The organism is Xenorhabdus taiwanensis (genome assembly GCF_036512875.1).
GTDB classification, from domain to species: Bacteria; Pseudomonadota; Gammaproteobacteria; order Enterobacterales; family Enterobacteriaceae; genus Xenorhabdus; species Xenorhabdus taiwanensis.
Genome location: NZ_AP028978.1, coordinates 2,395,298 through 2,420,882, shown reverse-complemented (window position 1 = coordinate 2,420,882; position 25,585 = coordinate 2,395,298). Strand labels below are relative to the sequence as shown.

Here is a 25,585-nt window from a genome sequence, read left to right as displayed (position 1 = left end):
TTAAAACAATGACTTAATTGATTGATATTAATCCCATCATATTACTAATCAAGAATTTTTTTCAAAAAATGCTGGAGGCAACCGATTTCGGCCTGTATAATGCCGCGGCAATATTTTATCCCTCTTATTGCTCCATAGCCTGGTGAGATATTGCCCATGTTACGAATTAAAAAAGAAGCATTAACTTTTGACGATGTATTGTTGGTTCCTGCCCACTCAACAGTCTTGCCTAACACAGCAGATTTGTCCACTCAATTAACTTCCACTATTCGCCTGAACATACCTATGCTTTCCGCAGCTATGGATACTGTGACGGAATCTTCACTGGCAATCGCACTGGCACAAGAAGGGGGCATCGGCTTCATTCATAAGAATATGTCAATTGAACGCCAGGCTGAAGAAGTCAGCCGCGTGAAGAAACATGAAAGTGGTGTGGTAACTGATCCTGTCACTGTCACGCCACAAACGACCTTGCGCGAAGTCCATGAACTGGCCAAACGTAATGGTTTTGCAGGTTACCCAGTGGTAACAGGAAAAAACGAACTGGTAGGTATCATTACTGGTCGTGATGTGCGATTTGTTACTGATCTGGAACAACCTGTGACTGCGGTGATGACGCCTAAAGAACGTTTGGTGACGGTAAAAGAAGGCGAAGCCCGTGAAGTTGTTTTGCAGAAAATGCACGAACAACGTGTTGAAAAAGCGTTAGTTGTTGATGATAACTTCCACTTGCTTGGCTTGATTACAGTGAAAGATTTCCAGAAAGCAGAGCGTAAGCCAAACGCATGTAAAGACGAGCAAGGTCGTCTGCGTGTTGGCGCTGCGGTGGGAGCAGGTTCTGGCAACGAAGAACGTATTGACGCATTGGTTGCTGCGGGAGTCGACGTACTGCTTATTGACTCTTCCCATGGTCATTCTGAAGGTGTGTTGCAGCGTATTCGTGAAACTCGCGCTAAGTATCCTGATCTGCCAATTATCGGCGGTAACGTGGCGACGGGTGAAGGTGCCAAGGCACTGGTAGACGCGGGTGTGAACGCAGTTAAAGTGGGTATCGGTCCTGGTTCTATTTGTACAACCCGTATCGTTACTGGTGTTGGTGTTCCTCAAATCACGGCTATTGCAGATGCAGTTGAAGCACTGAATGGCACAGGTATTCCTGTTATTGCAGACGGTGGTATCCGTTTTTCTGGTGACATCGCCAAAGCAATTGCGGCGGGTGCATCATGTGTGATGGTTGGCTCCATGCTGGCAGGAACAGAAGAATCTCCGGGTGAAATCGAACTTTACCAAGGTCGTTCGTTCAAATCTTATCGCGGCATGGGCTCTTTGGGTGCGATGTCCAAAGGTTCTTCTGACCGTTACTTCCAATCTGATAATGCGGCTGACAAACTGGTTCCTGAAGGCATTGAAGGTCGTGTGGCTTACAAGGGCCTGCTGAAAACTATCGTTCACCAGCAAATGGGCGGTTTGCGTTCCTGTATGGGGCTGACCGGTTGTGCAACCATTGATGAACTGAGAACTAAAGCTGAATTTGTTCGTATCAGTGGTGCAGGTATTCAAGAAAGTCACGTTCATGACGTGACTATCACCAAAGAATCACCAAACTATCGTTTAGGTCTGTAATCTTATTTTAGAGTGGCCCATTATTGGGTCACTGACTTTTTTATTTTTTTATTGCCACCTGTTTTGGGAATTCGCCTCAAATGACGACTAATATCCATCAGCATCGCATTCTTATCCTTGATTTTGGCTCGCAGTATACTCAGCTTATTGCTCGCCGTATTCGTGAAATCGGTGTTTATTGTGAACTTTGGACATGGAATGTCACTGAAGAACAAATCCGTGAATTTAATCCGAATGGTATTATCCTTTCTGGTGGACCAGAAAGTACGACTGAGCACAATAGTCCACGTGCACCGGAGTATGTTTTTAATGCAGGCGTACCTGTACTGGGTATCTGCTATGGTATGCAAACCATGTCTATGCAATTGGGCGGTCAAGTTTCCAACTCTGATGAGCGTGAATTTGGTTATGCGCAGGTTGAAATCAAGAATAATTGCGAACTATTCCGCGATATTCAAGATGCCCTGAGTGAAACGGGTAAACCGTTGCTGGATGTATGGATGAGTCATGGTGATAAAGTAACGGCGATCCCTGCTGACTTTACAACCATTGCCAGCACTGATACTTGCCCGTTTGCTATCATGGCCAACGAAGAAAAACGCTTTTATGGCGTGCAGTTCCACCCAGAAGTAACCCATACTCACCAAGGTTTGAATATCCTGAATCGCTTTGTTCTGGATATTTGTCAATGTGAAGCACTGTGGACGCCTGCTTCGATCATCGATGATATCGTAGAACGTCTGCGTACGCAGATTGGTGATGATCATGTTATTTTGGCTCTGTCTGGCGGAGTGGATTCCTCAGTTACCGCATTGCTGTTAAACCGTGCGATTGGTAAGCGTCTGACTTGCGTTTTCGTCGATAATGGCCTGCTGCGTTTGAATGAAGCGGATCAGGTGATGGAGATGTTTGCAGGTAAATTTGACCTGAACATCGTTCATGTTAAAGCGGAAGACCGCTTCCTGTCTGCACTGGCAGGCATTGATGAGCCAGAAGCTAAACGCAAGACCATTGGTCACGTATTTATTGACGTGTTTGATGAAGAAGCATCGAAACAGACTCAGGTTAAGTGGTTGGCACAGGGTACGATTTATCCAGATGTTATCGAGTCAGCCGCATCTGCAACTGGCAACGCCCATGTGATTAAATCTCACCATAATGTTGGTGGTTTACCAGAAGATATGAAACTGGGTCTGGTTGAACCGCTGAAAGAGTTGTTCAAAGACGAAGTGCGCCGTATCGGCCTGGAATTGGGCTTGCCATATGACATGCTGTATCGTCATCCATTCCCAGGTCCAGGTCTTGGTGTTCGCGTATTGGGCGAAGTGAAGAAAGAATATTGTGATTTGCTGCGCCGTGCTGATGCTATCTTTATTGAAGAACTGCATAAAGCGGATCTGTACCATAAAGTCAGTCAGGCATTTACCGTATTCCTGCCAGTTCGTTCTGTTGGTGTTATGGGTGATGGACGTAAATACGACTGGGTTGTTTCTCTGCGTGCGGTAGAAACCATTGACTTTATGACCGCTCATTGGGCGCATCTGCCATATGACTTCCTGGGTCGTGTCTCGAACAGAATCATTAATGAAGTTGATGGTATTTCGCGGGTGGTCTATGACATCAGCGGTAAACCGCCAGCGACAATTGAATGGGAATGATTTAAATCTTCCCCTGGTCTCACTAAATCATCAGATATTCTAATTAATGCCCTGATTTCAGGGCTTTTTTATTTATGGCTTTAGCCAGTTTAAATCGCGTTAGCGTCTTAAACATAAAACCACCCGCTTTGCGGGTGGAGTTCAAAGGTTATACCAAGAAAAACACCTTTCCGTTACGATATAGATGTTCAAGCTAATATTCGTAACTCAAATAAGGAAAGGTGTTTATGGGCATTAAAGCACAAAGCTCAGCGCATACAAAGTGGCTGTGTAAATACCATATCGTCTTTTCGCCGAAATATAGACGGAAAGTGATTTTTAATAATATTCGTTCAAGTGTGGGAGAGATCCTCAGAGACCTTTGTAAGTATAAAGGTGTGGAAATAATCGAAGGTCATCTCATGCCAGATCATGTTCATATGTTGGTGAGTATTCCACCAAAGCTAAGCGTTTCAAGCTTTATGGGATATTTGAAGGGTAAAAGTTCGTTGATGATCTTTGATAGACACGCCAATTTAAAATATAAATTTGGCAACAGAAAGTTTTGGGCGGAAGGGTTCTATGTCAGTACGGTAGGGCTAAATGAAGCGACAATTCAAAAGTATATCAGAGAGCAAGAAAAGTCGGATTTAATCTCGGATAAATTGAGTAGTAAAGAGCATGTAGACCCCTTCAAGGGGTAGGCCAAAGCAGCAAAGACACTTAGCTTGAACGAAGAGAAAGCAGCGTCATTTAGGCGCAGTCGGTAACAAGCCCTTATAGGGCAAGAGCAAACCACCCGTTATACGGGTGGTTATGATTTCATAACTGAACACCACTTTTTATAGAGGTGGTCATCAACAGGTTGTTCCTGACAATAATTGTTACTCATGGAAAATGGCCTTAACTGGAATTTGAAAGTTTTGTTCAGTGAAACAGGCAAACACCATTCAGCCTACATTTTACCTAGTCTGTCTCTTATTTATATTCTGGATGAGTAAGAGCATTATTTTTATCTATAGCTTGTCGTTGGTATTGTTGAATAACCCTTATTTCATCCTTTACTGAGCAAAGAGTGTGATTTCTTTCACGCTTTATGCTCGAATAGGATAAAACTAGGAAATATTCCTAGTTCAACTAGGACCATAGCTCAAGCCAATCTTCCTTTAGTTTTCTAAACTGACCAGATAATAATTATATCTGCGAAACTATAGTTACGAAAACTATAACTACGAAAACTTTTGCTTTCTTGCGATTTGCCTTTTTTATTTTCACCTGCTTCAAAAAGGCTCTTTTTCTCGTAGTTATCTAAGGATTTCAAATGATTAAGATTCTAGAACAAATTCGTAAGCCAACACTGGATCTGCCAGTAGAAGTACGCCGTAAAATGTGGTTCAAACCCTTTATGCAGTCGTATTTGGTGGTTTTTATTGGTTATATGGCTATGTATTTGGTGCGTAAGAACTTTAACATAGCCCAAAACGATATGATCTCGACTTATGGTCTGTCGATGACGCAGCTTGGGTTGATAGGATTAGGTTTTTCTATTACTTATGGTATTGGTAAAACCGTTGTTGCTTATTATGCCGATGGCAAAAATACCAAACAATTTCTGCCATTTATGCTGATCCTATCTGGCATCGCCATGTTAGGGTTTAGTATGAGTATGGGAAGTTCTGGCATCAGTATTTTCTTGATGGTGGCATTTTATGCATTGAGTGGCTTTTTCCAGAGTATAGGTGGGCCGGCCAGCTATTCCACTATTACGAAATGGACTCCCCGTAACAAGCGTGGAACCTATCTGGGTTTGTGGAATATGTCGCATAATGTAGGTGGTGCGGCTGCGGCTGGGGTTGCTCTCTTTGGTGCCAATTATTTCTTTGATGGCCATGTAATAGGGATGTTTATTTTCCCTTCTATTATCGCCCTGATCATTGGTTTCATTGGATTGCGTTATGGTAGCGATTCTCCAGAAAGTTATGGTTTGGGTAAGGTAGAAGAGTTATTTGATGAACCTGCCAGCGAAGAAGATATCGCGGCAGAAAAAAACCAAATGACCAAAAGTGAGATCTTTGTTGAATATGTATTAAAAAACAAAGTTATTTGGCTGCTTTGCTTTGCCAATATCTTCCTTTACATTGTGCGTATTGGTATTGACCAATGGTCAACAGTGTATGCCTATCAGGAATTAGGACAATCAAAAGAAACCGCCATCACTGGTTTTACCATGTTCGAAATAGGGGCGCTGGTAGGCACATTAATGTGGGGGTATTTGTCAGATTTGGCGAATGGCCGTCGTGCCCTGGTTGCCTGTGTCTCGTTAGGGTTGATTATTGTCTGCCTTGAATTCTATCAACATGCAACCAGTGAATACATGTATTTGGGTTCCCTGTTTGTGCTTGGTTTTCTGGTATTTGGTCCACAGTTGTTGATTGGTGTAGCCGCTGTTGGGTTTGTACCGAAAAAAGCGATCAGTGTAGCTGATGGTGTTAAAGGAACATTTGCTTATTTAATCGGTGACAGCTTTGCCAAGCTCGGTTTGGGGATGATTGCTGATGGCGTGCCGGTCTTTGGTTTAACGGGTTGGAAAGGGACATTTGTTGCCCTGGATACCTCAGCATTTGTATGTCTTACCCTGCTTGCTTTCGTGGCTATTGCGGAAGAGAAAAAGATTCGAAAAGCGAAGAAAGCAGATTAAGCTATATTAAAAACTTACTGATGCTGCTGTGTATCTGCAGTGGCATCTTTTCATCACTTTTTTACCCTGATATCCCCTATTTTCTATCTATAACCTACCTATTGCGAAGCAATATTAATAAGGGTAGTTTAGTCCGATGCTTAATTCGATAATAAATGATGATGATTAAAGTAGCATTAGTTGATGATCATGTTGTTGTACGTTCAGGATTTGCTCAGTTGCTGAATTTAGAGTCTGATATTGAAGTCGTGGGGGAGTTCAGTTCATGTGCTGAAGCCAGACAAGGATTACCGGGATCGGGTGCAACGGTTTGTATTCTTGATATTTCAATGAAAGATGAAAGCGGGCTTTCACTACTGAAAGATCTTCCCTCAGGCATTACCTGTATTATGCTGAGTGTTCATGATTCTGCCACAATGGTAGAGAATGCCTTGAAAGCAGGTGCGCGTGGTTATCTCAGTAAACGTTGCAGCCCGGATGAATTGATTCAAGCGGTACGGACTACAGCCAATAATGGTTGTTATCTTACACCGGATATTGTACTTAATTTAACGTCATCAAAGAGCAATCCGTCTTCATTGGAATACCTGACTAGACGAGAACGACAAGTTGGAGAGATGTTGGCTAGTGGTATGGATATTAAAGCCATTGCGGCTGAATTAGGATTAAGCCATAAAACCGTACATGTCCATCGAGCCAATGCGATGAGTAAATTAGGGGTAACGAATAATGTTGGTTTGGCGAATTATTTTGCCACTAGTGATTTTTAATGCGTCAATATCTGATTAATTCATTTTGCGGCTGGTTACTGTTTTCTTGTTGGTGGTTTTGCTTATGGGTTATCGCCTACTATTTTGTCAATGACTCTGAACTGGCTATTCTATTTTTTCCTTTTGCTTTGCGCCTCGGCATTACTCTCCATACTCCCAAGCGTTATTGGACGACTATTTACGGCGCAGAATGGGGGCTTACCATCTGTTTGACGCTCCTAATGGGACAGCTACAATGGCTGACGGTATTAACTGCCAGCATGGTCAGTTTTCCTCTTGTTTGGTTTGCCAGTCGCTACTATTGTGGCAGTCAATGGCAACGATTTGCAGTTATGGCTGGTATCATTTTGACAACATCCATGATTAATGTGGCGGCGATCAGTAATCATAATTCTGCTTTGAGTATTGCATTTCTGGTGAGTTTAACCGGTGGTGTCATGTTAGTTCCATTGTGCTATTTAGTATGGCACTACCTGTTCCAAAATAGTTGGTTTCCCCTGACTGCTAATCTTGTATCGCACCGTATTCAGTTTCATCTGAAACACATTATTCTTTATAGTTCATTGTTTATAATGAGTATTTTTCTTCAAATTGGTTTGCCGAATGAGTTGCGTTATTTTGCCCCATTTTGTCTGGCCATTCCTATTATCTTGCTGGCTTTTCGCTACGGCTGGCAAGGCGCTATAGTCGGCACGTTGCTAAACAGTATTTCCTTGATTGCTGCGCGCAGTGGTGTTTCGAATATGGAGATCACAGATCTCTTGTTATCACTGTTGGCTCAAACGTTAACGGGGATCATGCTGGGGATGGCAGTGCAGCGTCAGCGTGACCTTAATGCGCAGTTAAAGCGTCAACTTCATTGTAATCACAGTTTGTCCCGTCAATTGGTGAAAGCCGAAGAGTCGGTAAGGCGAGAAATTGCACGTGAATTGCATGATGAAATTGGTCAGAATATTACTGCTATTCGTACGCAGGCCAATATTATCCAGCGGGTAGAAATGGCACCGATTAGTGCTAATTGCGCTAAAACTATCGAATCGTTATCCCTTAATGTTTATGATACAACTAAAGGGTTACTTAGCCGACTGCGGCCTAAAATTCTTGATGATCTCGGTTTGAAAGAGGCTATTGAACAGTTATTGCGGGATATGGAATTTGAGTCTCGTGGTATATCGGTAGAAATTCATTGGGCAGCGGATTCAGTTATGGCAATTGAGCAATTGAGTGATACAACCAAAATTACGTTATACCGTCTTTGTCAGGAAGCGCTGAATAATGCAATGAAATATTCTCAAGCGGATCGTATTGAATTATATTTTTCCATCAACGGGATGATCCATTTATTAATTAGGGATAATGGTATTGGCTGTAAGTCTGAGGATCATATGAAAGGATTTGGCTTACGTGGTATGCGAGAGCGTGTGCAGGCCCTGGGTGGGACGTTCTCCATTCACAGTGAAAAACGACAAAGTGATTCGACATATTCGGGAACGGATTTGTCTATCATCTTGCCTAAACTTTAAAATATAGTCATGACAGCTTCTTCTCAATCTAAGCCAATACATGACAAGCAGTTATCTGGTGAAGAAATCAGGCAACAGTATCGCTACTGGCGCTTGCATATCATGCTGAGTCTCTATGTGGGATATGCGCTATTTTACTTTACCCGTAAAAGCTTCAACTATGCGATGCCTGCCATGATAACCGATCTCGGCCTTGATAAAGGAGACATTGGCCTGATTGGAACGCTGTTTTATATCACTTATGGTTGTTCCAAATTTCTTTCCGGTATTATCTCTGATCGCTCCAATCCGCGTTATTTCATGGGAGTCGGGTTAATTGCCACAGGGATCATCAATATCTTTTTTGGTCTGTCCAACTCGATTGTGATGTTTACCTTTTTGTGGATATTAAATGCGTGGTTTCAGGGATGGGGTTCGCCACCCTGTGCCAAATTACTCACCAGTTGGTATTCTCGCTCAGAGCGTGGTTTTTGGTGGTCTCTATGGAATACATCACACCATATAGGCAGTGCATTGGTTGCGTTATTTGTCAGTTTTTTAACATTACATTTTAGCTGGCGAGAAGGATTCATTGTGCCGGGCTGTCTGGGTATTTTGGTTGGGATATTTTTATGTTGGCGATTACGTGACAAGCCTGCCACGCTGGGGCTACCGACTATTGGTCAATTTCGGAATGATCATTTAGAAAAGGTACAAGAAAATCAAGGACAAGGGCTAACTACCAGAGAAATACTAAAGACCTATGTTTTTTGCAATAAATATATTTGGTTGCTTTCATTGAGTTACGTTTTGGTCTATCTCGTTCGTACTGGTATTAACGATTGGGGAAACCTCTATCTGACAGAATATCATCATTATGATTTAGTGAGTGCAAACGCAGTATTGTCGCTTTTTGAAGTGGGTGGCTTTATCGGTTCGCTGGTGGCTGGTTGGGGATCGGATAGAGTATTTGGTGGCAACCGTGGACCAATGAACTTGATATTTGCAATGGGTATTTTCTTATCTGTGGCTGCCTTATGGTTGATGCCTATGACTGGTTTGATTTTTCAATCAATTGGCTTTTTTGTAATTGGTTTTTTTGTTTTTGGCCCGCAATTATTGATTGGTATGGCTGCTGCGGAATGTTCCCATAAGGATTCAGCGGGGGCGGCGACGGGATTTGTTGGTCTCTTCGCTTATACGGGAGCTGCACTTGCCGGCTATCCTTTTGCCGTTATTTTAAAATGTTATCATTGGAAGGGGTTATTTATTACCATTTCTGTCTGCGCAGTAATGATAGGTTTATTATTACTACCATTCCTGCAAGCTCAGTTTCCCAGGCAGAGAATGTAGGATTCAGCCTTTCTCCTTGAGTATCAGGCTTAAATTTCAAAAGGTAGGGTTAAAAAACGTATGTATCAAAAATATGGTATAGTACGCCCCTGATTTTTCCCTATCCATCGGAATGTTATGTCTTATCAATGTCCTTTATGTCACTTACCGTTACTGTTTGCTAACCACCAATGGCATTGCGAAAACAATCACCAGTTTGATTGTGCAAAAGAAGGGTACGTCAATTTACTGCCCGTTCAGCATAAACGCTCAAAAGAGCCTGGGGATAGCGTAGAAATGATGCAAGCGAGAAGGGCATTTTTGCACTCAGGTCATTATCAAGTCCTGCAACAAAAAACGGTTGAATTGCTTGGCAAATATTTACCAGAAAGCGCTGACACTTTGCTGGATATTGGTTGTGGTGAAGGCTATTACACAGCCGCGGTTCAGGAGCAGCTTAATCTTCAGCGGAAATTGGCAGTGTATGGATTGGATGTAGCAAAAGTCGCAATTCGTTATGGTGCCAAACGTTATCCTGATGTTAATTTCTGTGTGGCTTCTAGCCATCGGCTGCCATTTGCGGACAGTTCACTGGATGGTATTTTGCGGATCTATGCCCCTTGCAAGGCAGCAGAGTTGGCTAGGGTGGTGAAAATAGATGGTATCGTACTGACGGTAACGCCAGGGCCTCGTCATCTGTATCAATTAAAAGAGCTTATTTATCAGGAAGTACATTTACATCCTGAAAATCAGGAACAATGGGAAGGGTTTAAATTAATTTCAATCGAAACGCTAGGTTATGAAATGTCATTAAATGGTGAACAAGCGCATAATTTATTGCAGATGACCCCTTTTGCCTGGCGGGCATCAGAAGAAGTTAAAACGCATTTGATATCGAGAGAGCAATTTAATTGTGAATCAGATTTCACATTAAAAATATATCGACGTATTTGATAATAAGAAGACTGCTGTCATCTTATTAAACTGTAGAAGCATGATGATAAGAGAACGAATCTCCGGAGTATAGCGTTATATATCCGGAGTAAGTGCAGTTAATACAGTTACCATGTGAAGAACGATAAATAATAACCTTATTCTGCATACCAAAATAATTTAAGGTGCTCGAATAATATGTTGAAGCCAATGGCAATTAAGACCACCCCCCCAACCAACTCGGCTCTTTTACCCAATAGCGGACCAATATAACGACCAATTAACATGCCTAATGTGGCCATAATCATAGTCATAAGGCCAATGGTCATGGCAGTGTGAAGAATATCAACTTGCAGGAAGGCAAGGCCGACACCAATTGCCATCGCGTCCAGACTGGTTGCTATGGCAGTGAGAACCAATGCCGCTGAACTATGGCGTTGAGGAGTTGTTTGATAAGAAGTTTCAGGTTCACGTTTGAAGCTATCAATTATCATGCGGCAGCCAAGGATCAAGAGCAAGAAAAAGGCAATCCAATGATCCCATTCCATAATATATTGGCTGGCATACAGACCCAATGACCAACCGATTAAAGGCGTACAGGCTTCAACCAAACCAAAGATGATACCTGTACGGATGGCTTCGCGAAAATGAGGTCGGTGGAGGGCGGCACCTTTTCCTACAGCAGCGGCAAAAGCATCCATGGAAAGGGCGAGCGCGAGAATAAGTGTTGCATAGAGATTCATTAAAATAGCCTCGGTTGGGTGATTCCATACACACACAACACACCCCCAACCAACGGCGCTGTTATGTGTCTATGGTCTTGCCAACCGATTAATTCCCGTATCTTTCAAGTTGCTACTTTGTTAATTATCACTTGAAATATAACGGGGACATAAAAACCCGGATGTTATTAGGTTCTTTAGGTATTCGTACCACGTTTTATTTTAAACGAGTATGTTGATACGAATTTTCCAGAGATTTTCTGGAACAGGCTACTCCCCAATGACTGTGACGGACAATATCATATTAAGAATAAAAGGCAAAAAATATTTTTCCATATTTTAAATATGAAAATGATAATGCTTATCGTTATCTACCTTTATTTCAGGAGGGAAATAAGACCAATATGAATTATTGATCTTATTTAGTCGAATCCGCCAAGAGGAATCATCTGTTGTTAACAAGAAATTGATAAATTTTTTCTAAATCATCCAGCTTTGTTACGGATAGATATATTTTGTTTTGCCCTAAATCCATCATAAGAATGCCGTCTTCAGATAAATTCATTGCGTTAATGCTTTCATAAGAAAAAAAACGGTTGGCATAATAAAAGCCCTGTTTTTTGAATATTAGTTTTGGTGAGCGAATATAACCCAAATATAATGTCACTAGGATGATAAATGTTAATAAATAGGTCGTGAACTGACTGCCATGCGATGTGATATTATTGTAAATAATAATAGCAATCAAAATGATAAATATCAGCGCATCAATCCGCTGTTTTCTTTTGAGCTTGATATTTAACAGCGTTTTTCCTTTGAGCTGATTGATAATAAATTCATCATAAATCGCAAAAGCGAGCATTAATACAATTAAAACTATTAGAACAATATCATTCAAACTCATTTTTAATCCCTGTTTTCATCGTGCATGGAAAATTATTGTCTTAACAAAGAAAGGGGAGGTCAAACCTCCCCGAATATTCACGTCATGCAGGAATATCAGATCTAGCCGAGGAAACCAAAGCGGAAACCGGCGATCCCCAGCACGAAAAAGCCGATGATAATCCATAGCGGATTGACTTTCTTCCGCAGTAGCCACATACAGCCAAATGTTAACAACAATGGCATTAGGCCAGGCATTAACTGGTCAAGGATGGTTTGAACTGTAGTCACTTTCATCTCACCCGTGATTGGATCAGGAACTTCAGAAACCACTAGCGGAATATTCACTTTGGTCCATTTGTTAACGAGTGCACCCATGACAAACAGGCCGAGAATTGACGCTCCTTCCGTCATTTTCTGCAAGAAGCCACCACCCATATCTTTAACGATATCTAATCCTTTTTTGTAGCCATAAGCGACACCTAAGTAACGGGTAAGTAATCGCACTATATTAAACAGGAGGAAAAACAAAACAGGACCTAACAGACTGCCACTCATGGCAATACCTGCACCCAGAGCAGCGAATACCGGACGAACAGTGCCCCAGAAAATAGGATCACCTACCCCCGCTAAAGGACCCATCAAACCCACTTTGATACCGTTGATAGCCCCGTCATCAATGTCAGCCCCATTGGCCCGTTGCTCCTCCATTGCCATGGTGACACCAAGAATAGGCGCTGCAACATAAGGATGGGTATTAAAAAATTCCATATGTCGTTTGAGAGCTTGCTTCCTTTCTTCGGTATTCTCTGGGTACAGACGACGAATGGCTGGTATCATTGAGAAGCAGAACCCGAGGGCCTGCATACGCTCAAAGTTCCATGATCCTTGAAAGAGGTTAGAACGGAGGAATACACCACGAATATCACTTTGTGTCAGCTTTTTCTGACCCATATTTGTTGCTTCCGACATGTTGTTTATCCTTTTAATCTAATTCGTTATCAAGGTCGTTTGGGGTATTACCAGTATGGGGGGCTGCCTGTGATTGATTGTATTTTGGGCTAAGCTGGATATACAGGATTGCCATGACAATACCAATCACACCTAATGCAACAAGGTTGAAGTTAGTGAAGGCCGCCGTTACGAAACCAAGGTAGAAGAATGGCATCAGATAACCTGCACGCATCATGTTAATCACCATTGCATAACCGACAACCACAATCATACCACCGGCGATATTCAGGCCGCTGGTGACCACTTGTGGAATGGAATTCAACATATGCTGAACTTCAGAAGTTCCTACTGATACAGCAACAATCAGGGCAGGGATGGCGATTCGCATAGCCTGGAGCAGCAAAGCGGAAACGTGAATGACGCTGATTGCGCGAAGATTACCGTTTTCTGCTGCTTTGTCGGCTGCGTGTTGGAAACCAACAGTCAGGGTACGGACGATGATAGTCAGAACCTGGCCCGCTGCTGCCAGTGGAATAGCCAGTGCGATACCGGCACCGACGTCTTGCCCACCTGCGATTACCAGGATAGTTGAAATGATGGAAGCCAGTGCTGCATCGGGGGCGACTGCTGCACCGATATTCATCCAGCCAAGGGCAATCATTTCCAGTGTACCGCCGATGATAATGCCGGTTTTCATATCGCCAAGCACTAAGCCGACTAATGTACAAGCAACTAATGGACGGTGGAATTGAAATTCATCAAGAATTGACTCCATACCTGCGATACAGGCAACGATGAATATCAACACAAGTTGAACAACGGTAATTTCCATTGTTTTTCTCCTGTAACCAAATGTAATTTGGTAAGAATTTTGTTATTGAGTAATGGTTAATAAAATGACATCTGTTCTTATGGTTAAACTTTTTTCAGCAGATCCATCATGTTCAAACGGGTATCACTGGCAACTTTACGGGCTTCCAGTTCTATGCCACGTGAGTTGAGTTTTTCAAAAGCGTCAATGTCAGTCTTATCAACGGAAATTGCGTTGTTAATCTGGGTTTTTCCTTGACGGAAAGCCATGCCACCGATGTTGATGGATTCGATAGTGACGCCACCTTCGACAATACGCAGAACATCTGTTGGATTGGTGAAGAGCAATATGACACGTTCGTTAGCATATTTAGGGTTGTTATAAACCCGAACGCACTTGGCAACGTCTATAACATGTGCGCTAACGCCGGGAGGTGCGACTTGTTTTAACAAGGTAGAACGAACCGTATCCTGGGCAACTTCATCACTGACGACAATGATACGCTTGACGTTAGTTTCCTTAGTCCAACGGGTAGCAACCTGGCCGTGGATAAGGCGATCATCAATACGCGCGAGGGCAATCTTCATATGACCACTCGCAGAGGTTGCAGAAGCTGAAACAGGGGCAGCGGGTTTTACAGGTTCAGGTTTGGCTGGCTCTTCATCTTGTTTTGTTTTAAGGGCACGAATGCCTTCTTTGCCGGTTTCCAATGCAACAGCAACCAGCTCTTCCATGGTTGGATCATCGTCACGACACATGAAAGCTTCAACCAGCATTGGAACATTGACACCAGTAACGATTTCGTAGTTGTCTTTATCAACCACGATGCGGTTTGCGGCATTGAATGGACTGCCACCCCAGGTATCGACGAAAAACAGTACGCCTTGTTCTGTATCAAGCGATTCCAGCTTTTGGTTGTATTTCTCGAATAACGTATCAGCATTTTCACCGGGCACAAAGTCGATATAAGAAACATTTTCCTGTTCCCCAATCAACATCTCTGTGGTACGAAGCAGTTGTTCCGCTGCGGCCCCGTGTGTGCCAATCATAATGGCTATACTCACTTGTTTTCCCCTTTCTATAACAATTGAACTCAGACTACTGCAAGCTCATACTCAATATTTCTAATGTATTTAACTTCCTGTCAATCAATAGGATAGTCGTAAACATAAAGCTGTTATGGCTTTATATTTTGTTACATAAGTAAATATATAGTTAGAATATCATTTGCAGCCTTCAAGAAAATTGCTATCAGTCAGAAAAATTAAGACAAACTGTTTTGGTAGGTTAAAATAATATTTTATGCTGAAAAATAACAAATATTTATTTTAAGATTATTATTATTGTTTTTATATCGGGGTTTTATTTTGTTTCCGGTAACATTTTCTTAATTTTCTTATAAAAAAAATGTGATGTTTTTACCGTAAAGTGGAAAATAATGTACCTTAGTAACTCGTTTCAGCCAAAAAAATATCCCTGCCAACTGGCAGGGATACTATTTCAGCTAAAATCTAACTGTAGGAAAAGCAGGCAACAACACTGCTCACTGAACAATAAGTGAGCAGTGTTTTATATTAGTCACACTGAACTTTGATCGCCAAACCACCGCGTGAAGTTTCACGGTATTTTGCGTTCATATCCTTGCCCGTTTCATACATGGTCTCAATAACTTTATCGAGAGAAACACGAGGTTCACTGGTACGACGAAGTGCCATACGAGCAGCATTGATCGCTTTAACGGAAGCAATAGCATTACGTTCAATGCAAGGAACTTGCACCTGGCCTGCAACAGGGTCACAAGTCAAACCAAGGTTATGTTCCATGCCAATTTCTGCTGCAATGCAAACCTGTTCAGGGCTTGCGCCGAGTAATTCGGCAAGGCCGGCTGCTGCCATAGAACAAGCAACCCCAACTTCACCCTGACAACCAACTTCCGCACCAGAGATAGAGGCATTCATCTTATATAAGATACCAATTGCACCCGCAGCCAGGAAATAGCGGGTGTATAGCTCCGCTGTTACAGGCTCAATGCAATGGTTGTAATAGGCCAAAACGGCAGGAACAATACCACACGCGCCATTGGTTGGCGCTGTAACAACACGGCCACCAGCGGCATTTTCTTCATTGACGGCTAATGCAAACATATTGATTAAATCAACAACATTCATTGGGTCATTAGACAATTTGTTTGATGATGTCAGCATACGGTGCAGTGCGGCTGCACGGCGAGGAACACGCAATGGGCCTGGTAAAACCCCTTCTGTGTTCAGGCCACGCTCAATACAAGCTTGCATGGTTGCCCAGACATCTGCGAAATACTCAGCAATTTCTTCTTTGCTGTGTAGATCCAATTCATTTTTCATCATCAGGCCAGAAACAGACAAGCCGGTTTTATTACAGTTCATCAGCAGTTCAGCCGCAGAGCTGTAAGGATAAGAAACCGGTTTGGAATCCTGAGATGGCTTGCCAAAATGTTCTTCATCAACAATGAAACCACCACCGATGGAGTAGTAGGTTTTGCTGTAAACTTTTTCGTCACCGGCGAACGCATGAATTTGCATGCCATTTTCGTGCAGTGATAGGTTATCGCTACGGAAGTTCATACCGCCATCGCGAGGAAAATCGACTTCGTGTAAACCATTTGCCAGCGGCAAACGTTCAGTTTGCTCAACATCACGAATAAAACCTGGAATTGAATCAATATCAACAGTTGCCGGCATATTACCTGCCAGGCCCATGATGATAGCGATATCCGTATGGTGACCTTTCCCGGTTAATGAAAGTGAGCCGTATACATCAACAGCTACACGCGTGATAGAGGACATTACCCCCTGGTTTACAAGATCATCGACAAATTGTTTGCCTGCTTTCATAGGACCAACAGTATGAGAGCTGGATGGGCCAATACCCACCTTAAACATGTCGAAAACGCTAATCACGCCAGACTCCTTTAAAGAAGAGAGATATAGTTATTTATATAAAGCGCGCTACTTTACTGTTATTTGGTAGTGTTGATAAAGGAGTTTACAGTTTTTTTTTAATTATAATAGCAATTGATATGATTATGGATAAGTAATGCACAGTTTTGTGGTGTTTCGTGTCCAATTTAGGGTGTTTTTTGCACTTGCTGTGCTAAACGATAAATAATGTCTGCGGTTAATCCCCAAATCATATGTTCTTGGTGCCAATAAAAATAGATTCTGCGCTGTTGATTACGACGTTTTATATCCAGATACCGATAATGGGGAAGAGAAAGTGCATCAAACAGCGGGATTTCAAAAATGCTTGCGACTTCTGCTGGGTTGGTTCGAAAAGAGATGGGTTCGGGAATAAGCCCAATTACCGGAGTGACACGATAACCTCCAAGGCTATCCAAGGGAGCTAATTGCCCCAGTATTTGTACCTTATTTTGCGGCAGGCTGACTTCTTCTTCTGCCTCCCTCAAGGCGGTGGCAATAAGGGAAGCATCTTCAGGATCTGCCGCTCCGCCCGGAAAAGCAATTTGTCCGGCGTGGGAGCGGAGGCTTGCGGCGCGTTGAGTGAATAACAGCGTTGGTTCTGGCTTACATATAATCGGTAATAATACCGCAGCATTGCGTTGGTTGCTGGCTAAATATGCTGGTTGTGCAGGAAGCTGCAATTGAAACCGATGAATGAAGTCAGAGAGCGATGTCATGATAGAGAGAGTTCCCCTAATTGAGGTAATATCTGTCCGAGTTTATCAAATGTTTCCTGATATTCTTTTTCGGCAAGGCTATCTGCGACGATACCACCACCAGCCCAACAGTAAATTTTCCCTTTTTCTGTCAGTAAGGTACGAATAGTAATATTACTGTCCATTGTACCGCAGAAACTAATATAGCCAACAGCACCACAATATCCATGTCTGCGATGTGGTTCCAACTCTTCAATGATTTCCATGGCCCGGATTTTAGGAGCACCCGTAATTGAACCGCCAGGAAAACAGGCACGCAGTAAATCTGTAGCATGATATGTATCGGGCAGGGTTGCTGTGATGGTGCTGACCAGATGGTGTACGGCAGGGAAAGGTTCGACAACAAATAACTCAGGGACTTTGACCGAACCTGGCGTGGCAACTCGTCCAATGTCATTTCTCAACAAGTCAACAATCATCAGGTTTTCCGCGCGATCTTTGCGTGAATTTGCTAATTTCTCTGCTTGCAATTGATCCTCTGCGGGGTCTTGCAATCGGGGCAGCGTTCCTTTTATTGGGCGTGTCTGAATGTGATGATCTTGCAAAAGAATAAAACGTTCAGGTGAGACGCTGATAATGCAGTGTTCAGGCAAGCGAATAAAGGCAGAAAAGGGAGCCTGGTTACTTTCATTGAGCTGGATAAATGCCTGCCATTCATCTCCCTCATAATTAGCATGGAACCGTTGTGATAAATTGACTTGATAGCAATCCCCTTCTCGTAGGTAACGATGGATTTGAGCGATTTTTTCGTGGTATTGCTGTGCTGTCATATTGGATTGCCACGGATTTGTCAGGGAAAAACCTTCTTTCCTGTTTTCTCGCAGAGATTCTAACCATGTCAGCCGTTGGTCAATATTGTGGTAGCTCAGTAACGTTACTTTCTGTAGCTGATGATCAATAATTAATCCCCAATCATAGATACCTATAGCCATATCAGGAAAGTTCAGTTCATTGGTGGCTAATTCAGGTAACTTTTCGATACGTCGTCCGAGATCGTATCCCCATATGCCTAATGCTCCTCCTTGAAAAGGGAGATCCGGATCAAACTGAACATCAATACCACTGTCGTGGAGGTGGTCTTTTAATAGCAGGAAGGGGTCTTCCTGAGAAAGAGAAACCTTACCATTACAATTAATTTCGGTAGATGTGCTTTGGGTGATAAGGGTTGTCACAGGTTCAGCGACAATAATATCAAATCGATTATGCGGATGTTCGGCGGTTCCAGAATGTAACAGCATGGCCCAAGGTAATGCAGAAAGGGGGGCGAAATAGTGAATGGCGATATCAGGAGAATACGGTAATTGTCGTTTTTGTAATGCAATTTTCATGACGGCATCAATATTGGTGTTTAGCAATCCACAAGGAATAACATATTAATCCACGGAGATTATCACACAATCTCGCTCCTGACTTGAGATAAAACAAGCTATAATCGCCGTTTGCTATTAATTGTTATATTTTGTTTGAGGTTATAACGATGTTTTCAGGTATGCCAGCATTATCCCATGAAGAGCAGCAAGCAGCCGTAGAAAGGATCCATCAGCTTATTTCCGAAGGAATGGGCAGCGGAGAAGCCATCGCTATTGTTGCTCAGGAATTACGCGAAAAGCACCAGAATCATGAGCAGATCCATGTTTTATTTGAAGACGGTGAAAACTAGTCGCAACGCATTTTTAACAAGACTCACATAATTACTTTCTACTACATGTTAATTTATCGCAACTTTTAATCCATACTATTTGGGTGGTAATAGGAGGTAATATGAAGGCAAGTCAGTTTATTCGTCGTATTGGTTTATTGAGTGCAGGTGTTCTGTTTTCTGTTTCGTTTACTGCAACTGCTGTTGAGAACGAGCGTGTGGCGAAGTTTATTTCTTGCAAAAATTTAACCAAAGATCAAGTGGCGGCACAGGTTAAGCAAGATTTTTTACAAAATCGTATTAATCACTGGGATGAAGACAGAAAACAATTAGGCACTGCAAAACTGATTGCGTGGGTAAATGTCAATGATATTACTGGTGATAAAGACGCATTGCAGGTTCCTCTGATCGTCCGAGGTACGAAAAAAGATAAAGGTTACAACGTCATAATTGATTGCCAAAAAGAGACTATTAGTTATAGTCAGGTAAAGTAAATAATTTGTCACACCATCTTTTCTTTAAATATGTACGGGATACTGGGAAAGTATCCCGTTTTGTTTAAACAGTGAGAGGGCTTTATGACGGAACAACGAAAACTCTATCCCGCTTATGATGCGTATCAAACAGGGTATCTGGATACGGGAGATGGACACCAGGTTTATTGGGAATTGTGCGGTAACCCGAAAGGTAAGCCCGCAGTATTTATACATGGTGGTCCTGGTGGTGGGATAGCAAACTATCATCGTCAGTTATTCGATCCTGAACGCTATCATATTATGTTATTTGATCAGCGTGGCTGCGGGCGTTCTAAACCCCATGCCAGTCTGGAAAATAATACAACATGGCATTTGATCGAGGATCTTGAACGGCTGCGTAATTTTATGGGTGTTGATAAGTGGCTGGTTTTTGGTGGCTCATGGGGATCAACACTGTCTTTGGCCTATGCTGAAAAACACCCGAATAGCGTGTCAGAATTAGTGCTAAGAGGGATTTTCTTACTTCGTCCACAAGAGTTGCATTGGTATTATCAAGAAGGCGCTTCCCGTTTTTTCCCGGAAAAATGGGAACGTACATTATCTATTCTGTCGAAGGAAGAACGTAAAGATGTAATAGCCGCCTATAATAAACGGCTGACCAGTGAAGATTTGCAAGTACAGTTGGAAGCTGCGCGTTTATGGAGTCTCTGGGAAGGAGAGACAGTAACATTGTTGCCTTCTGCAAATTCCCTCTCTTTTGTAGAAGAGCATTTTGCCTTGGCGTTTGCGCGTATTGAAAACCATTACTTTATCAATAATGGTTTTATGGATGAAACTCAACAATTACTGGATCATATTGATGTGATCAGGCATATCCCTGCTGTGATTATCCATGGTCGCTATGACATGGCATGTCAGATACAAAATGCGTGGGATTTGGCAAAAGCGTGGCCGGAAGCTGAATTGCACATTGTGGAAGGGGCTGGTCATTCTTTTGATGAAGCCGGTATTTTACACCAACTCATCAAGGCAACTGATAAATTTGTTGGAAAATAGATTTATTGGAAATAGTTAAGATAACCACCCGCAAAGTGGTGGTTATCTTTTCTCATATCATTCCTTCAGCGACTTTTAGGCTCATAAGGCAGGCGTGACAGTAATCTTGATTGCTGGCGGTAATGCTGTAAGCGTTGTTGGAAATATTCCCGCAGATGTGCTGGTTGTGATTGTTCAACAGTGTCAGGAATGACAGGCATGTTATAACGTTCTTTAAAAGCAACACCGGATGCTGCTAAATCAACATTGACCTTATTCATTTCATCTTTAGATAATTTGGCTAAGTTATGTTCCATTTTGGACTCCCTGAAAACTCATTTTTAATTTCTCTAAAAGAAAATTAATAGACTCTTTTTTGTTTAGCAAGTTATTTAAAAAGGGTAAAAATAAGCCTAATAAACATAAATAATATCAATTCTCATTTTTATTAAAAATGTTTTTTGTGAATGAAAATTTAATTAAATAAAACTGATTCTTATTTCTTGATGTTTAATGAGATTTATTCTTGTTTATTTTTATAAATAAGTCCTTATATATCAATTTATTATGTATTTTTATTTTATTTTTGTATTGTGTGATTTTAATTGGCATAATACGCCAAGTTTAATGAATTATTAGGGAGAGTTGGCCGATGTTAAAACAAGAAATGATCAAAAAATTAAATGAACAATTAAACCTGGAATTTTATTCTGCGAATTTATACCTGCAAATGAGTGCATGGTGTAGTGATAAAGGATATGAAGGCGCAGCAGCATTTTTGAAGACTCATTCACAAGAAGAGATGCAACATATGCAACGCTTGTTTGATTATTTGGGTGACACGGGTTCAATGCCTGTATTGGGCGCTATTCAGGCCCCGCCTGTAGAATTCAAGTCTATCTCTGATGTATTTAATCAGACTTATGAGCATGAAAAACTGATCACAGAAGAGATCAATAAACTTGCCCATGTAGCGATGACGACACAAGACTATTCCACTTTTAATTTCTTGCAGTGGTATGTTGCTGAACAGCATGAAGAAGAGAAACTGTTCAAATCCATTCTGGATAAACTGGAGATGGTGGGTGAAAGTGGAAAAGCCCTGTTCTTGTTGGATAAAGATCTTAAGGGATTATCTACGGCACCAGCACACGCCTGATATAGCCTCGCCTTTCAATTTAATCTGTTTTTCCATCGTAACTCCCGTTTCTTTGCGTGTTTTTTATGCATTGTGAAACCGGAGTTACGGCTCTCCTTCTTTTATTCCCATTTTTGCGTAGTGTCTCACAGGTCAGGACATTACTCGTCAATTACCGCAGATTAAACAGATTTTTTGGTATAGAATCACCCTTCAGGTATAAAAATTAATCTACATATTAAAGGGTTATCTATATGTTTATTCTTAACATCCGTTCATTCTGGACCAAATTATCTACTCTTGTGGTTCTGTTTGTCGGCATGTCGTGTCAGCAGGCTTTGGCCCATGCACATTTGAAAGATCAGACTCCCGCAGAAAATACAACGATTGAAGCTGCCCCACAAACTATCACCTTGAATTTCTCAGAACGTATTGAACTTGGATTCAGTAAGGTAAAATTGATTGGCCCAGAAAGAGCTGTAGTTAAAACAGGTAAGTTGGAACTCGATCCTGAAACCAAAACCAAGTTAATCCTGCCAGTTGAAGGCAAACTTACTGCGGGAAAATACAGTGTTGACTGGAGTGTACTCTCTGTCGATGGTCATAAAACAAAAGGCGTTTATAGTTTTACCGTAAGATAATGATCTCTCTAGAGGCACTATACATATTCTGCCGTTTCTCTCATTTTGTGGTCGTCATGTTGATGTTCGGCCTTAGCTTATTCACCGTAATGCTTGTTTCTGGGCATTTCTCGATCCTAATGAGAGAACGGTTAAACGTTGGAGTTTTAATCAGCACTGTGCTGGCTTTGATAACTTCAATCATCTGGTTTATTGTACAGGCTGGATTAATGGGGGATGGCTGGCACGATGTTTATGCTCTGGATATCTGGCTGGCTGTCTTGGGAACCACTTTTGGGCAAGTATGGAGATGGCAGTTATTGATAGCTGTCCTCGCTGTTGGTGGACTGTTTCTTTCCAATATTAAAGTCAGAAATTTCCTGTTGTTAGGTTGCTCGGTTATTTTACTTTCAAGCCATGCTTTCATTGGACATGCAGCTATGTATGAAGGAAGCATAGGACGTTTACTTCAAGCCAATCAGGTTATCCATTTACTCAGTGCAGGTTACTGGTTTGGTGGATTGTGGCCATTCTTAGTGTGTATGCAATTCTTGCGATTACGACAGCCAGCAAAAACAAATTTATCGCCGAATGCGATTAACCTATATGCAGGTAGCATAAGAGCCATGAGGAAATTTTCTCTTTATGGGCATTTTGCTGTGTTTCTGGTGATTGTAACAGGAATTGTGAGTAGTGTGATTCTCATTCCAGATTGGCCCATTTTCAGTCGAGCTCTGTCTGAATACCAATCCATGCTATGGTTAAAAATAGTTTTGGTTATTGGAATGGTTCTTTTGGCTTTGATTAACCGCTATATTTTAGTTCCTAAGTTAAAACAGAAAAGGTGCTATCAGCAATTGATGATCAATAGTTGGCTGGAAATTATTCTGGGTACAACCGCATTGTTATGCGTAGCGATTTTTGCAACGCAACCTCCTGCGTGATCCTTGAATGATTGGTACAAATCTGGGTACATAAACAGGAAAATTAACGATAAAATCACGGCATGTATCTATCAGGGGAAAGATAATGAAACGACTATTTTGGGCTCTACCTCTTTTGCTTCTCTCTTTTCAGGGAGTGGCTGCACCAATAAAAACCATTAGCAAGCTACAGTTTGGCAAACAGTGGGCATTTACTCGCGAAGAGGTTATGCTTGATTGTCGGGCAAATGGCGCATTGTTTGTGATAAATCCCAGCACATTGACGCAGTATCCGTTGAATGATCGAGCAACACAACTTATGCAAGCCAATAAAGTAATTGCATCATCATTAGAGACAATCCTTTTAAATGACCCCGATCATCCCAATCAAAAAATGAGCGTCGAGCCATTCCAGAAAGCGGCATTGGCTTTATGTGACCATCCAACCAACCGGTAATGGTTAAAACTTGGTAAATCATTGTATGTCAACTACGCTTTAAGTCGTAAGTTGTTCTACGTCTCAATGGCAACTTTTAGCGCAACGCTCTTTGATGGAGCTATTTTTCCCTGGGCCGAGTAGAGGAGTGAACTCGGCCTTTTTTTGCTTGTGCTTAAAGTAACAAGACACGATCCTGGGTGCAAGTCACGCTAGTTTTTAAATAAGCTGTGATATCTCCCTAAATTTTACAAGTGAATACTGGTAAAAATAATTAAAGAAAATTTAAATTCAGGAAGAGAGACGGTATTCTGAAAGAGAATTTAAATCGTAGTGGCAGATTATGTTTAGATATAGTCTGTTAAATATGGTAAAAATTTTATGTAAAATCATTGTTTTTGTTTTGTTAAATTTCGTCTGTTGCGTAGGAGCTTATGGATAAGAATAAATTTTATCAAGAGTTAGCAGATAGTCTGATGGCACTGCTATCAGGGGAGTACGATCTTATCGCTTCTCTTGCTAACACAAGTGCATTGTTATATGAATGTTTGGATAATGTTAACTGGGTTGGCTTTTATTTAGCTGATGGTGATACCCTTGTTTTAGGGCCATTTCAGGGTAAGATCGCTTGCGTTCGTATTCCTGTAGGAAAAGGTGTATGCGGAACGGCTGTTGCAAATAAGAGTATACAGCGTATTTCTGATGTGCATGCTTTCCCCGGTCATATAGCCTGCGATGCCACCAGTAATGCTGAAATTGTGCTTCCCTTAGAAATAAATGGACAAGTTATTGGCGTTTTGGATATTGATAGCACGGTTTTTGATCGGTTTGATGAAAATGATGAAAATGGCTTGAAAGCGCTGGTTATCAGGCTCTGTAACCATTTGGATCAATGTGTTGTGTCAAAATATCTACAACAGAACGTAACTTAACATACGTATAACGTGGCATTTATCAGCAACGCTATTATAATGTCGCCTGTTCATGCCTGCGCTGGTTGGCAAAACCGTTGTAATCAGGAAATTTCATGGAAAATCAACCTAAGTTGAACAGTAGTAAAGAAGTCATTGCTTTCTTGGCTGAGCGCTTCCCGCTTTGCTTTGTAGCAGAAGGTGAAGCACGTCCTTTGAAGATCGGGATCTTCCAGGACATCGTTGAACGTATTCAGGATGAGGAGTGTTTGAGTAAAACACAGCTCCGTTCTGCTTTGCGTTTGTATACCTCCAGTTGGCGTTATCTCTATGGTGTAAAAGAAGGAGCCCAGCGTGTTGACCTTGACGGAAACATGTGTGGCGAGCTGGAAATTGAACACATTGAACATGCGCGTCAGCAACTGGCAGAAGCGAAAGCACGGGTACAGGCTCAACGATCTGAACAGCGTGCCAAGAAACGTGAAACTGAAAACGTATCTGACAAGAAAAATGAACGCTCTGTGAATAAAAAACCGGCTCCTCACCGTCAAAAGAGATCAGGTGATGGTGAAAAACGTCCGGTGCGTTCGCAAAACCACCCTCGACAATCGCGTAAACCAGCCGATAAAACCATAAAAAAAATTGCACAACCTGAGTTAAACTCAGTCACTGACGTATCCGCTTTGAAAGTCGGTCAGACTATCAAAGTGAACGTAGGAAAAAGCTTAATGGATGCATCTGTGCTTGAAATTGCAAAAGATGGTGTCAGAGTGCAGTTACCGACTGGTTTAGCAATGATTGTACGCGCAGAACACTTAAAGTTCTGAT

The 25,585-nt window shown here is 41.9% G+C and carries 26 protein-coding genes and 1 riboswitch; of the genes, 17 read left to right on the top strand and 9 right to left on the bottom strand.

Annotated features, from left to right (window positions below):
* Positions 1 to 156: 156 nt before the first annotated feature.
* The 8 genes from guaB (at position 157) to rlmA (ending at position 10,516) form a co-directional block, all read left to right on the top strand.
* Positions 157 to 1,623 carry an IMP dehydrogenase gene (gene guaB / locus ACE1SE_RS10795; RefSeq protein WP_374050896.1) on the top strand — a complete coding sequence of 489 codons (1,467 nt, stop codon included), beginning with the start codon at positions 157 to 159 and terminating at the stop codon, positions 1,621 to 1,623.
* A gap of 80 nt (positions 1,624 to 1,703) precedes the next feature.
* Entirely contained in the window at positions 1,704 to 3,281 is a 1,578-nt protein-coding gene (gene guaA / locus ACE1SE_RS10790; RefSeq protein WP_374050895.1) for a glutamine-hydrolyzing GMP synthase, read from the top strand.
* 227 nt (positions 3,282 to 3,508) lie between these two features.
* Positions 3,509 to 3,964 (top strand): IS200/IS605 family transposase, encoded by a 456-nt coding sequence (gene tnpA, locus ACE1SE_RS10785; protein WP_099118097.1) that lies wholly within the window; start codon positions 3,509 to 3,511, stop codon positions 3,962 to 3,964.
* A gap of 617 nt (positions 3,965 to 4,581) precedes the next feature.
* A complete protein-coding gene (gene uhpT, locus ACE1SE_RS10780; protein WP_374050894.1) occupies positions 4,582 to 5,958 on the top strand; it encodes a hexose-6-phosphate:phosphate antiporter UhpT in 1,377 nt (458 codons plus the stop codon).
* 161 nt (positions 5,959 to 6,119) lie between these two features.
* Entirely contained in the window at positions 6,120 to 6,728 is a 609-nt protein-coding gene (gene uhpA / locus ACE1SE_RS10775) for a response regulator transcription factor UhpA (RefSeq protein ID WP_374053648.1), read from the top strand.
* On the top strand, positions 6,728 to 8,251 hold the full coding sequence (uhpB, locus tag ACE1SE_RS10770) for a signal transduction histidine-protein kinase/phosphatase UhpB (RefSeq protein WP_374050893.1): 1,524 nt from the start codon (positions 6,728 to 6,730) through the stop codon (positions 8,249 to 8,251). The genes uhpA and uhpB overlap by 1 nt, the downstream gene beginning before the upstream one ends.
* A 9-nt stretch (positions 8,252 to 8,260) precedes the next feature.
* Positions 8,261 to 9,583 carry an MFS transporter gene (locus tag ACE1SE_RS10765; RefSeq protein ID WP_374050892.1) on the top strand — a complete coding sequence of 441 codons (1,323 nt, stop codon included), beginning with the start codon at positions 8,261 to 8,263 and terminating at the stop codon, positions 9,581 to 9,583.
* Between the two features lie 117 nt (positions 9,584 to 9,700).
* Entirely contained in the window at positions 9,701 to 10,516 is an 816-nt protein-coding gene (gene rlmA, locus ACE1SE_RS10760) for a 23S rRNA (guanine(745)-N(1))-methyltransferase (protein WP_374050891.1), read from the top strand.
* Positions 10,517 to 10,653: 137 nt separating this feature from the next.
* On the opposite strand, the gene mntP is transcribed toward rlmA, so the two are convergent.
* From mntP to pabB, 8 genes are all read right to left on the bottom strand, one after another.
* Entirely contained in the window at positions 10,654 to 11,238 is a 585-nt protein-coding gene (mntP, locus tag ACE1SE_RS10755; RefSeq protein ID WP_374050890.1) for a manganese efflux pump MntP, read from the bottom strand.
* A gap of 146 nt (positions 11,239 to 11,384) precedes the next feature.
* Positions 11,385 to 11,510: riboswitch (yybP-ykoY riboswitch) on the bottom strand.
* Positions 11,511 to 11,662: 152 nt separating this feature from the next.
* On the bottom strand, positions 11,663 to 12,121 hold the full coding sequence (locus tag ACE1SE_RS10750) for a DUF986 family protein (protein WP_374050889.1): 459 nt from the start codon (positions 12,119 to 12,121) through the stop codon (positions 11,663 to 11,665).
* Between the two features lie 101 nt (positions 12,122 to 12,222).
* Entirely contained in the window at positions 12,223 to 13,071 is an 849-nt protein-coding gene (locus ACE1SE_RS10745; RefSeq protein ID WP_374050888.1) for a PTS mannose transporter subunit IID, read from the bottom strand.
* A gap of 13 nt (positions 13,072 to 13,084) precedes the next feature.
* Positions 13,085 to 13,885 carry a PTS mannose/fructose/sorbose transporter subunit IIC gene (locus ACE1SE_RS10740; RefSeq protein WP_374050887.1) on the bottom strand — a complete coding sequence of 267 codons (801 nt, stop codon included), beginning with the start codon at positions 13,883 to 13,885 and terminating at the stop codon, positions 13,085 to 13,087.
* Between the two features lie 83 nt (positions 13,886 to 13,968).
* Complete coding sequence (gene manX / locus ACE1SE_RS10735) at positions 13,969 to 14,928, bottom strand: PTS mannose transporter subunit IIAB (RefSeq protein WP_374050886.1); 960 nt, start codon at positions 14,926 to 14,928, stop codon at positions 13,969 to 13,971.
* Between the two features lie 510 nt (positions 14,929 to 15,438).
* Positions 15,439 to 16,803, bottom strand: coding sequence for an L-serine ammonia-lyase (locus ACE1SE_RS10730; protein ID WP_374050885.1), 1,365 nt, complete (start codon positions 16,801 to 16,803; stop codon positions 15,439 to 15,441).
* A gap of 167 nt (positions 16,804 to 16,970) precedes the next feature.
* Positions 16,971 to 17,540 (bottom strand): CoA pyrophosphatase, encoded by a 570-nt coding sequence (locus ACE1SE_RS10725; RefSeq protein ID WP_374050884.1) that lies wholly within the window; start codon positions 17,538 to 17,540, stop codon positions 16,971 to 16,973.
* Positions 17,537 to 18,907 (bottom strand): aminodeoxychorismate synthase component 1, encoded by a 1,371-nt coding sequence (gene pabB / locus ACE1SE_RS10720; protein WP_374050883.1) that lies wholly within the window; start codon positions 18,905 to 18,907, stop codon positions 17,537 to 17,539. Before pabB ends, ACE1SE_RS10725 begins: the two co-directional genes overlap by 4 nt.
* Before the next feature lie 149 nt (positions 18,908 to 19,056).
* Here pabB and ACE1SE_RS10715 point away from each other — a divergent pair, with 149 nt between their 5' ends.
* From ACE1SE_RS10715 to pip, 3 genes are all read left to right on the top strand, one after another.
* A complete protein-coding gene (locus tag ACE1SE_RS10715; protein ID WP_099131320.1) occupies positions 19,057 to 19,239 on the top strand; it encodes a YoaH family protein in 183 nt (60 codons plus the stop codon).
* 101 nt (positions 19,240 to 19,340) lie between these two features.
* Positions 19,341 to 19,712: a protein YebF gene (gene yebF, locus ACE1SE_RS10710; protein WP_374050882.1), complete on the top strand. Its 372-nt coding sequence runs from the start codon at positions 19,341 to 19,343 to the stop codon at positions 19,710 to 19,712.
* Positions 19,713 to 19,796: 84 nt separating this feature from the next.
* Positions 19,797 to 20,750: a prolyl aminopeptidase gene (pip, locus tag ACE1SE_RS10705; protein ID WP_374050881.1), complete on the top strand. Its 954-nt coding sequence runs from the start codon at positions 19,797 to 19,799 to the stop codon at positions 20,748 to 20,750.
* 65 nt (positions 20,751 to 20,815) lie between these two features.
* On the opposite strand, the gene ACE1SE_RS10700 is transcribed toward pip, so the two are convergent.
* A complete protein-coding gene (locus tag ACE1SE_RS10700) occupies positions 20,816 to 21,046 on the bottom strand; it encodes a DNA polymerase III subunit theta (RefSeq protein ID WP_374050880.1) in 231 nt (76 codons plus the stop codon).
* 335 nt (positions 21,047 to 21,381) lie between these two features.
* On the opposite strand from ACE1SE_RS10700, the gene ftnA reads away from it, so the two are divergent.
* From ftnA to proQ, 6 genes are all read left to right on the top strand, one after another.
* A complete protein-coding gene (ftnA, locus tag ACE1SE_RS10695) occupies positions 21,382 to 21,888 on the top strand; it encodes a non-heme ferritin (RefSeq protein WP_074019498.1) in 507 nt (168 codons plus the stop codon).
* A 233-nt stretch (positions 21,889 to 22,121) separates the two neighbouring features.
* Positions 22,122 to 22,508, top strand: a complete 387-nt coding sequence (gene copC, locus ACE1SE_RS10690) for a copper homeostasis periplasmic binding protein CopC (RefSeq protein WP_374050879.1) — start codon at positions 22,122 to 22,124, stop codon at positions 22,506 to 22,508.
* Positions 22,508 to 23,431 (top strand): copper homeostasis membrane protein CopD, encoded by a 924-nt coding sequence (gene copD / locus ACE1SE_RS10685; protein WP_374050878.1) that lies wholly within the window; start codon positions 22,508 to 22,510, stop codon positions 23,429 to 23,431. The genes copC and copD overlap by 1 nt, the downstream gene beginning before the upstream one ends.
* 85 nt (positions 23,432 to 23,516) lie before the next feature.
* A complete protein-coding gene (locus tag ACE1SE_RS10680; RefSeq protein WP_374050877.1) occupies positions 23,517 to 23,867 on the top strand; it encodes a YebY family protein in 351 nt (116 codons plus the stop codon).
* A 413-nt stretch (positions 23,868 to 24,280) separates the two neighbouring features.
* On the top strand, positions 24,281 to 24,778 hold the full coding sequence (gene msrC / locus ACE1SE_RS10675) for a free L-methionine (R)-S-oxide reductase MsrC (protein WP_374050876.1): 498 nt from the start codon (positions 24,281 to 24,283) through the stop codon (positions 24,776 to 24,778).
* A gap of 95 nt (positions 24,779 to 24,873) precedes the next feature.
* A complete protein-coding gene (gene proQ, locus ACE1SE_RS10670) occupies positions 24,874 to 25,584 on the top strand; it encodes an RNA chaperone ProQ (protein WP_374050875.1) in 711 nt (236 codons plus the stop codon).
* Position 25,585: the final 1 nt, after the last annotated feature.

Bases quoted from the DNA above. Each gene is read 5' to 3' on its own strand.
- ACE1SE_RS10745 (WP_374050888.1), bottom strand. From the start codon at position 13,071: ATGTCGGAAGCAACAAATATGGGTCAGAAAAAGCTGACACAAAGTGAT.
- ACE1SE_RS10740 (WP_374050887.1), bottom strand. From the start codon at position 13,885: ATGGAAATTACCGTTGTTCAACTTGTGTTGATATTCATCGTTGCCTGT.
- guaB (WP_374050896.1), top strand. From the start codon at position 157: ATGTTACGAATTAAAAAAGAAGCATTAACTTTTGACGATGTATTGTTG.
- tnpA (WP_099118097.1), top strand. From the start codon at position 3,509: ATGGGCATTAAAGCACAAAGCTCAGCGCATACAAAGTGGCTGTGTAAA.
- ACE1SE_RS10700 (WP_374050880.1), bottom strand. From the start codon at position 21,046: ATGGAACATAACTTAGCCAAATTATCTAAAGATGAAATGAATAAGGTC.
- mntP (WP_374050890.1), bottom strand. From the start codon at position 11,238: ATGAATCTCTATGCAACACTTATTCTCGCGCTCGCCCTTTCCATGGAT.
- yebF (WP_374050882.1), top strand. From the start codon at position 19,341: ATGAAGGCAAGTCAGTTTATTCGTCGTATTGGTTTATTGAGTGCAGGT.
- copD (WP_374050878.1), top strand. From the start codon at position 22,508: ATGATCTCTCTAGAGGCACTATACATATTCTGCCGTTTCTCTCATTTT.
- ACE1SE_RS10765 (WP_374050892.1), top strand. From the start codon at position 8,261: ATGACAGCTTCTTCTCAATCTAAGCCAATACATGACAAGCAGTTATCT.
- ACE1SE_RS10750 (WP_374050889.1), bottom strand. From the start codon at position 12,121: ATGAGTTTGAATGATATTGTTCTAATAGTTTTAATTGTATTAATGCTC.
- guaA (WP_374050895.1), top strand. From the start codon at position 1,704: ATGACGACTAATATCCATCAGCATCGCATTCTTATCCTTGATTTTGGC.
- pabB (WP_374050883.1), bottom strand. From the start codon at position 18,907: ATGAAAATTGCATTACAAAAACGACAATTACCGTATTCTCCTGATATC.
- uhpA (WP_374053648.1), top strand. From the start codon at position 6,120: ATGATTAAAGTAGCATTAGTTGATGATCATGTTGTTGTACGTTCAGGA.
- ftnA (WP_074019498.1), top strand. From the start codon at position 21,382: ATGTTAAAACAAGAAATGATCAAAAAATTAAATGAACAATTAAACCTG.
- uhpB (WP_374050893.1), top strand. From the start codon at position 6,728: ATGCGTCAATATCTGATTAATTCATTTTGCGGCTGGTTACTGTTTTCT.
- msrC (WP_374050876.1), top strand. From the start codon at position 24,281: ATGGATAAGAATAAATTTTATCAAGAGTTAGCAGATAGTCTGATGGCA.
- copC (WP_374050879.1), top strand. From the start codon at position 22,122: ATGTTTATTCTTAACATCCGTTCATTCTGGACCAAATTATCTACTCTT.
- ACE1SE_RS10680 (WP_374050877.1), top strand. From the start codon at position 23,517: ATGAAACGACTATTTTGGGCTCTACCTCTTTTGCTTCTCTCTTTTCAG.
- pip (WP_374050881.1), top strand. From the start codon at position 19,797: ATGACGGAACAACGAAAACTCTATCCCGCTTATGATGCGTATCAAACA.
- ACE1SE_RS10715 (WP_099131320.1), top strand. From the start codon at position 19,057: ATGTTTTCAGGTATGCCAGCATTATCCCATGAAGAGCAGCAAGCAGCC.
- rlmA (WP_374050891.1), top strand. From the start codon at position 9,701: ATGTCTTATCAATGTCCTTTATGTCACTTACCGTTACTGTTTGCTAAC.
- proQ (WP_374050875.1), top strand. From the start codon at position 24,874: ATGGAAAATCAACCTAAGTTGAACAGTAGTAAAGAAGTCATTGCTTTC.
- ACE1SE_RS10725 (WP_374050884.1), bottom strand. From the start codon at position 17,540: ATGACATCGCTCTCTGACTTCATTCATCGGTTTCAATTGCAGCTTCCT.
- uhpT (WP_374050894.1), top strand. From the start codon at position 4,582: ATGATTAAGATTCTAGAACAAATTCGTAAGCCAACACTGGATCTGCCA.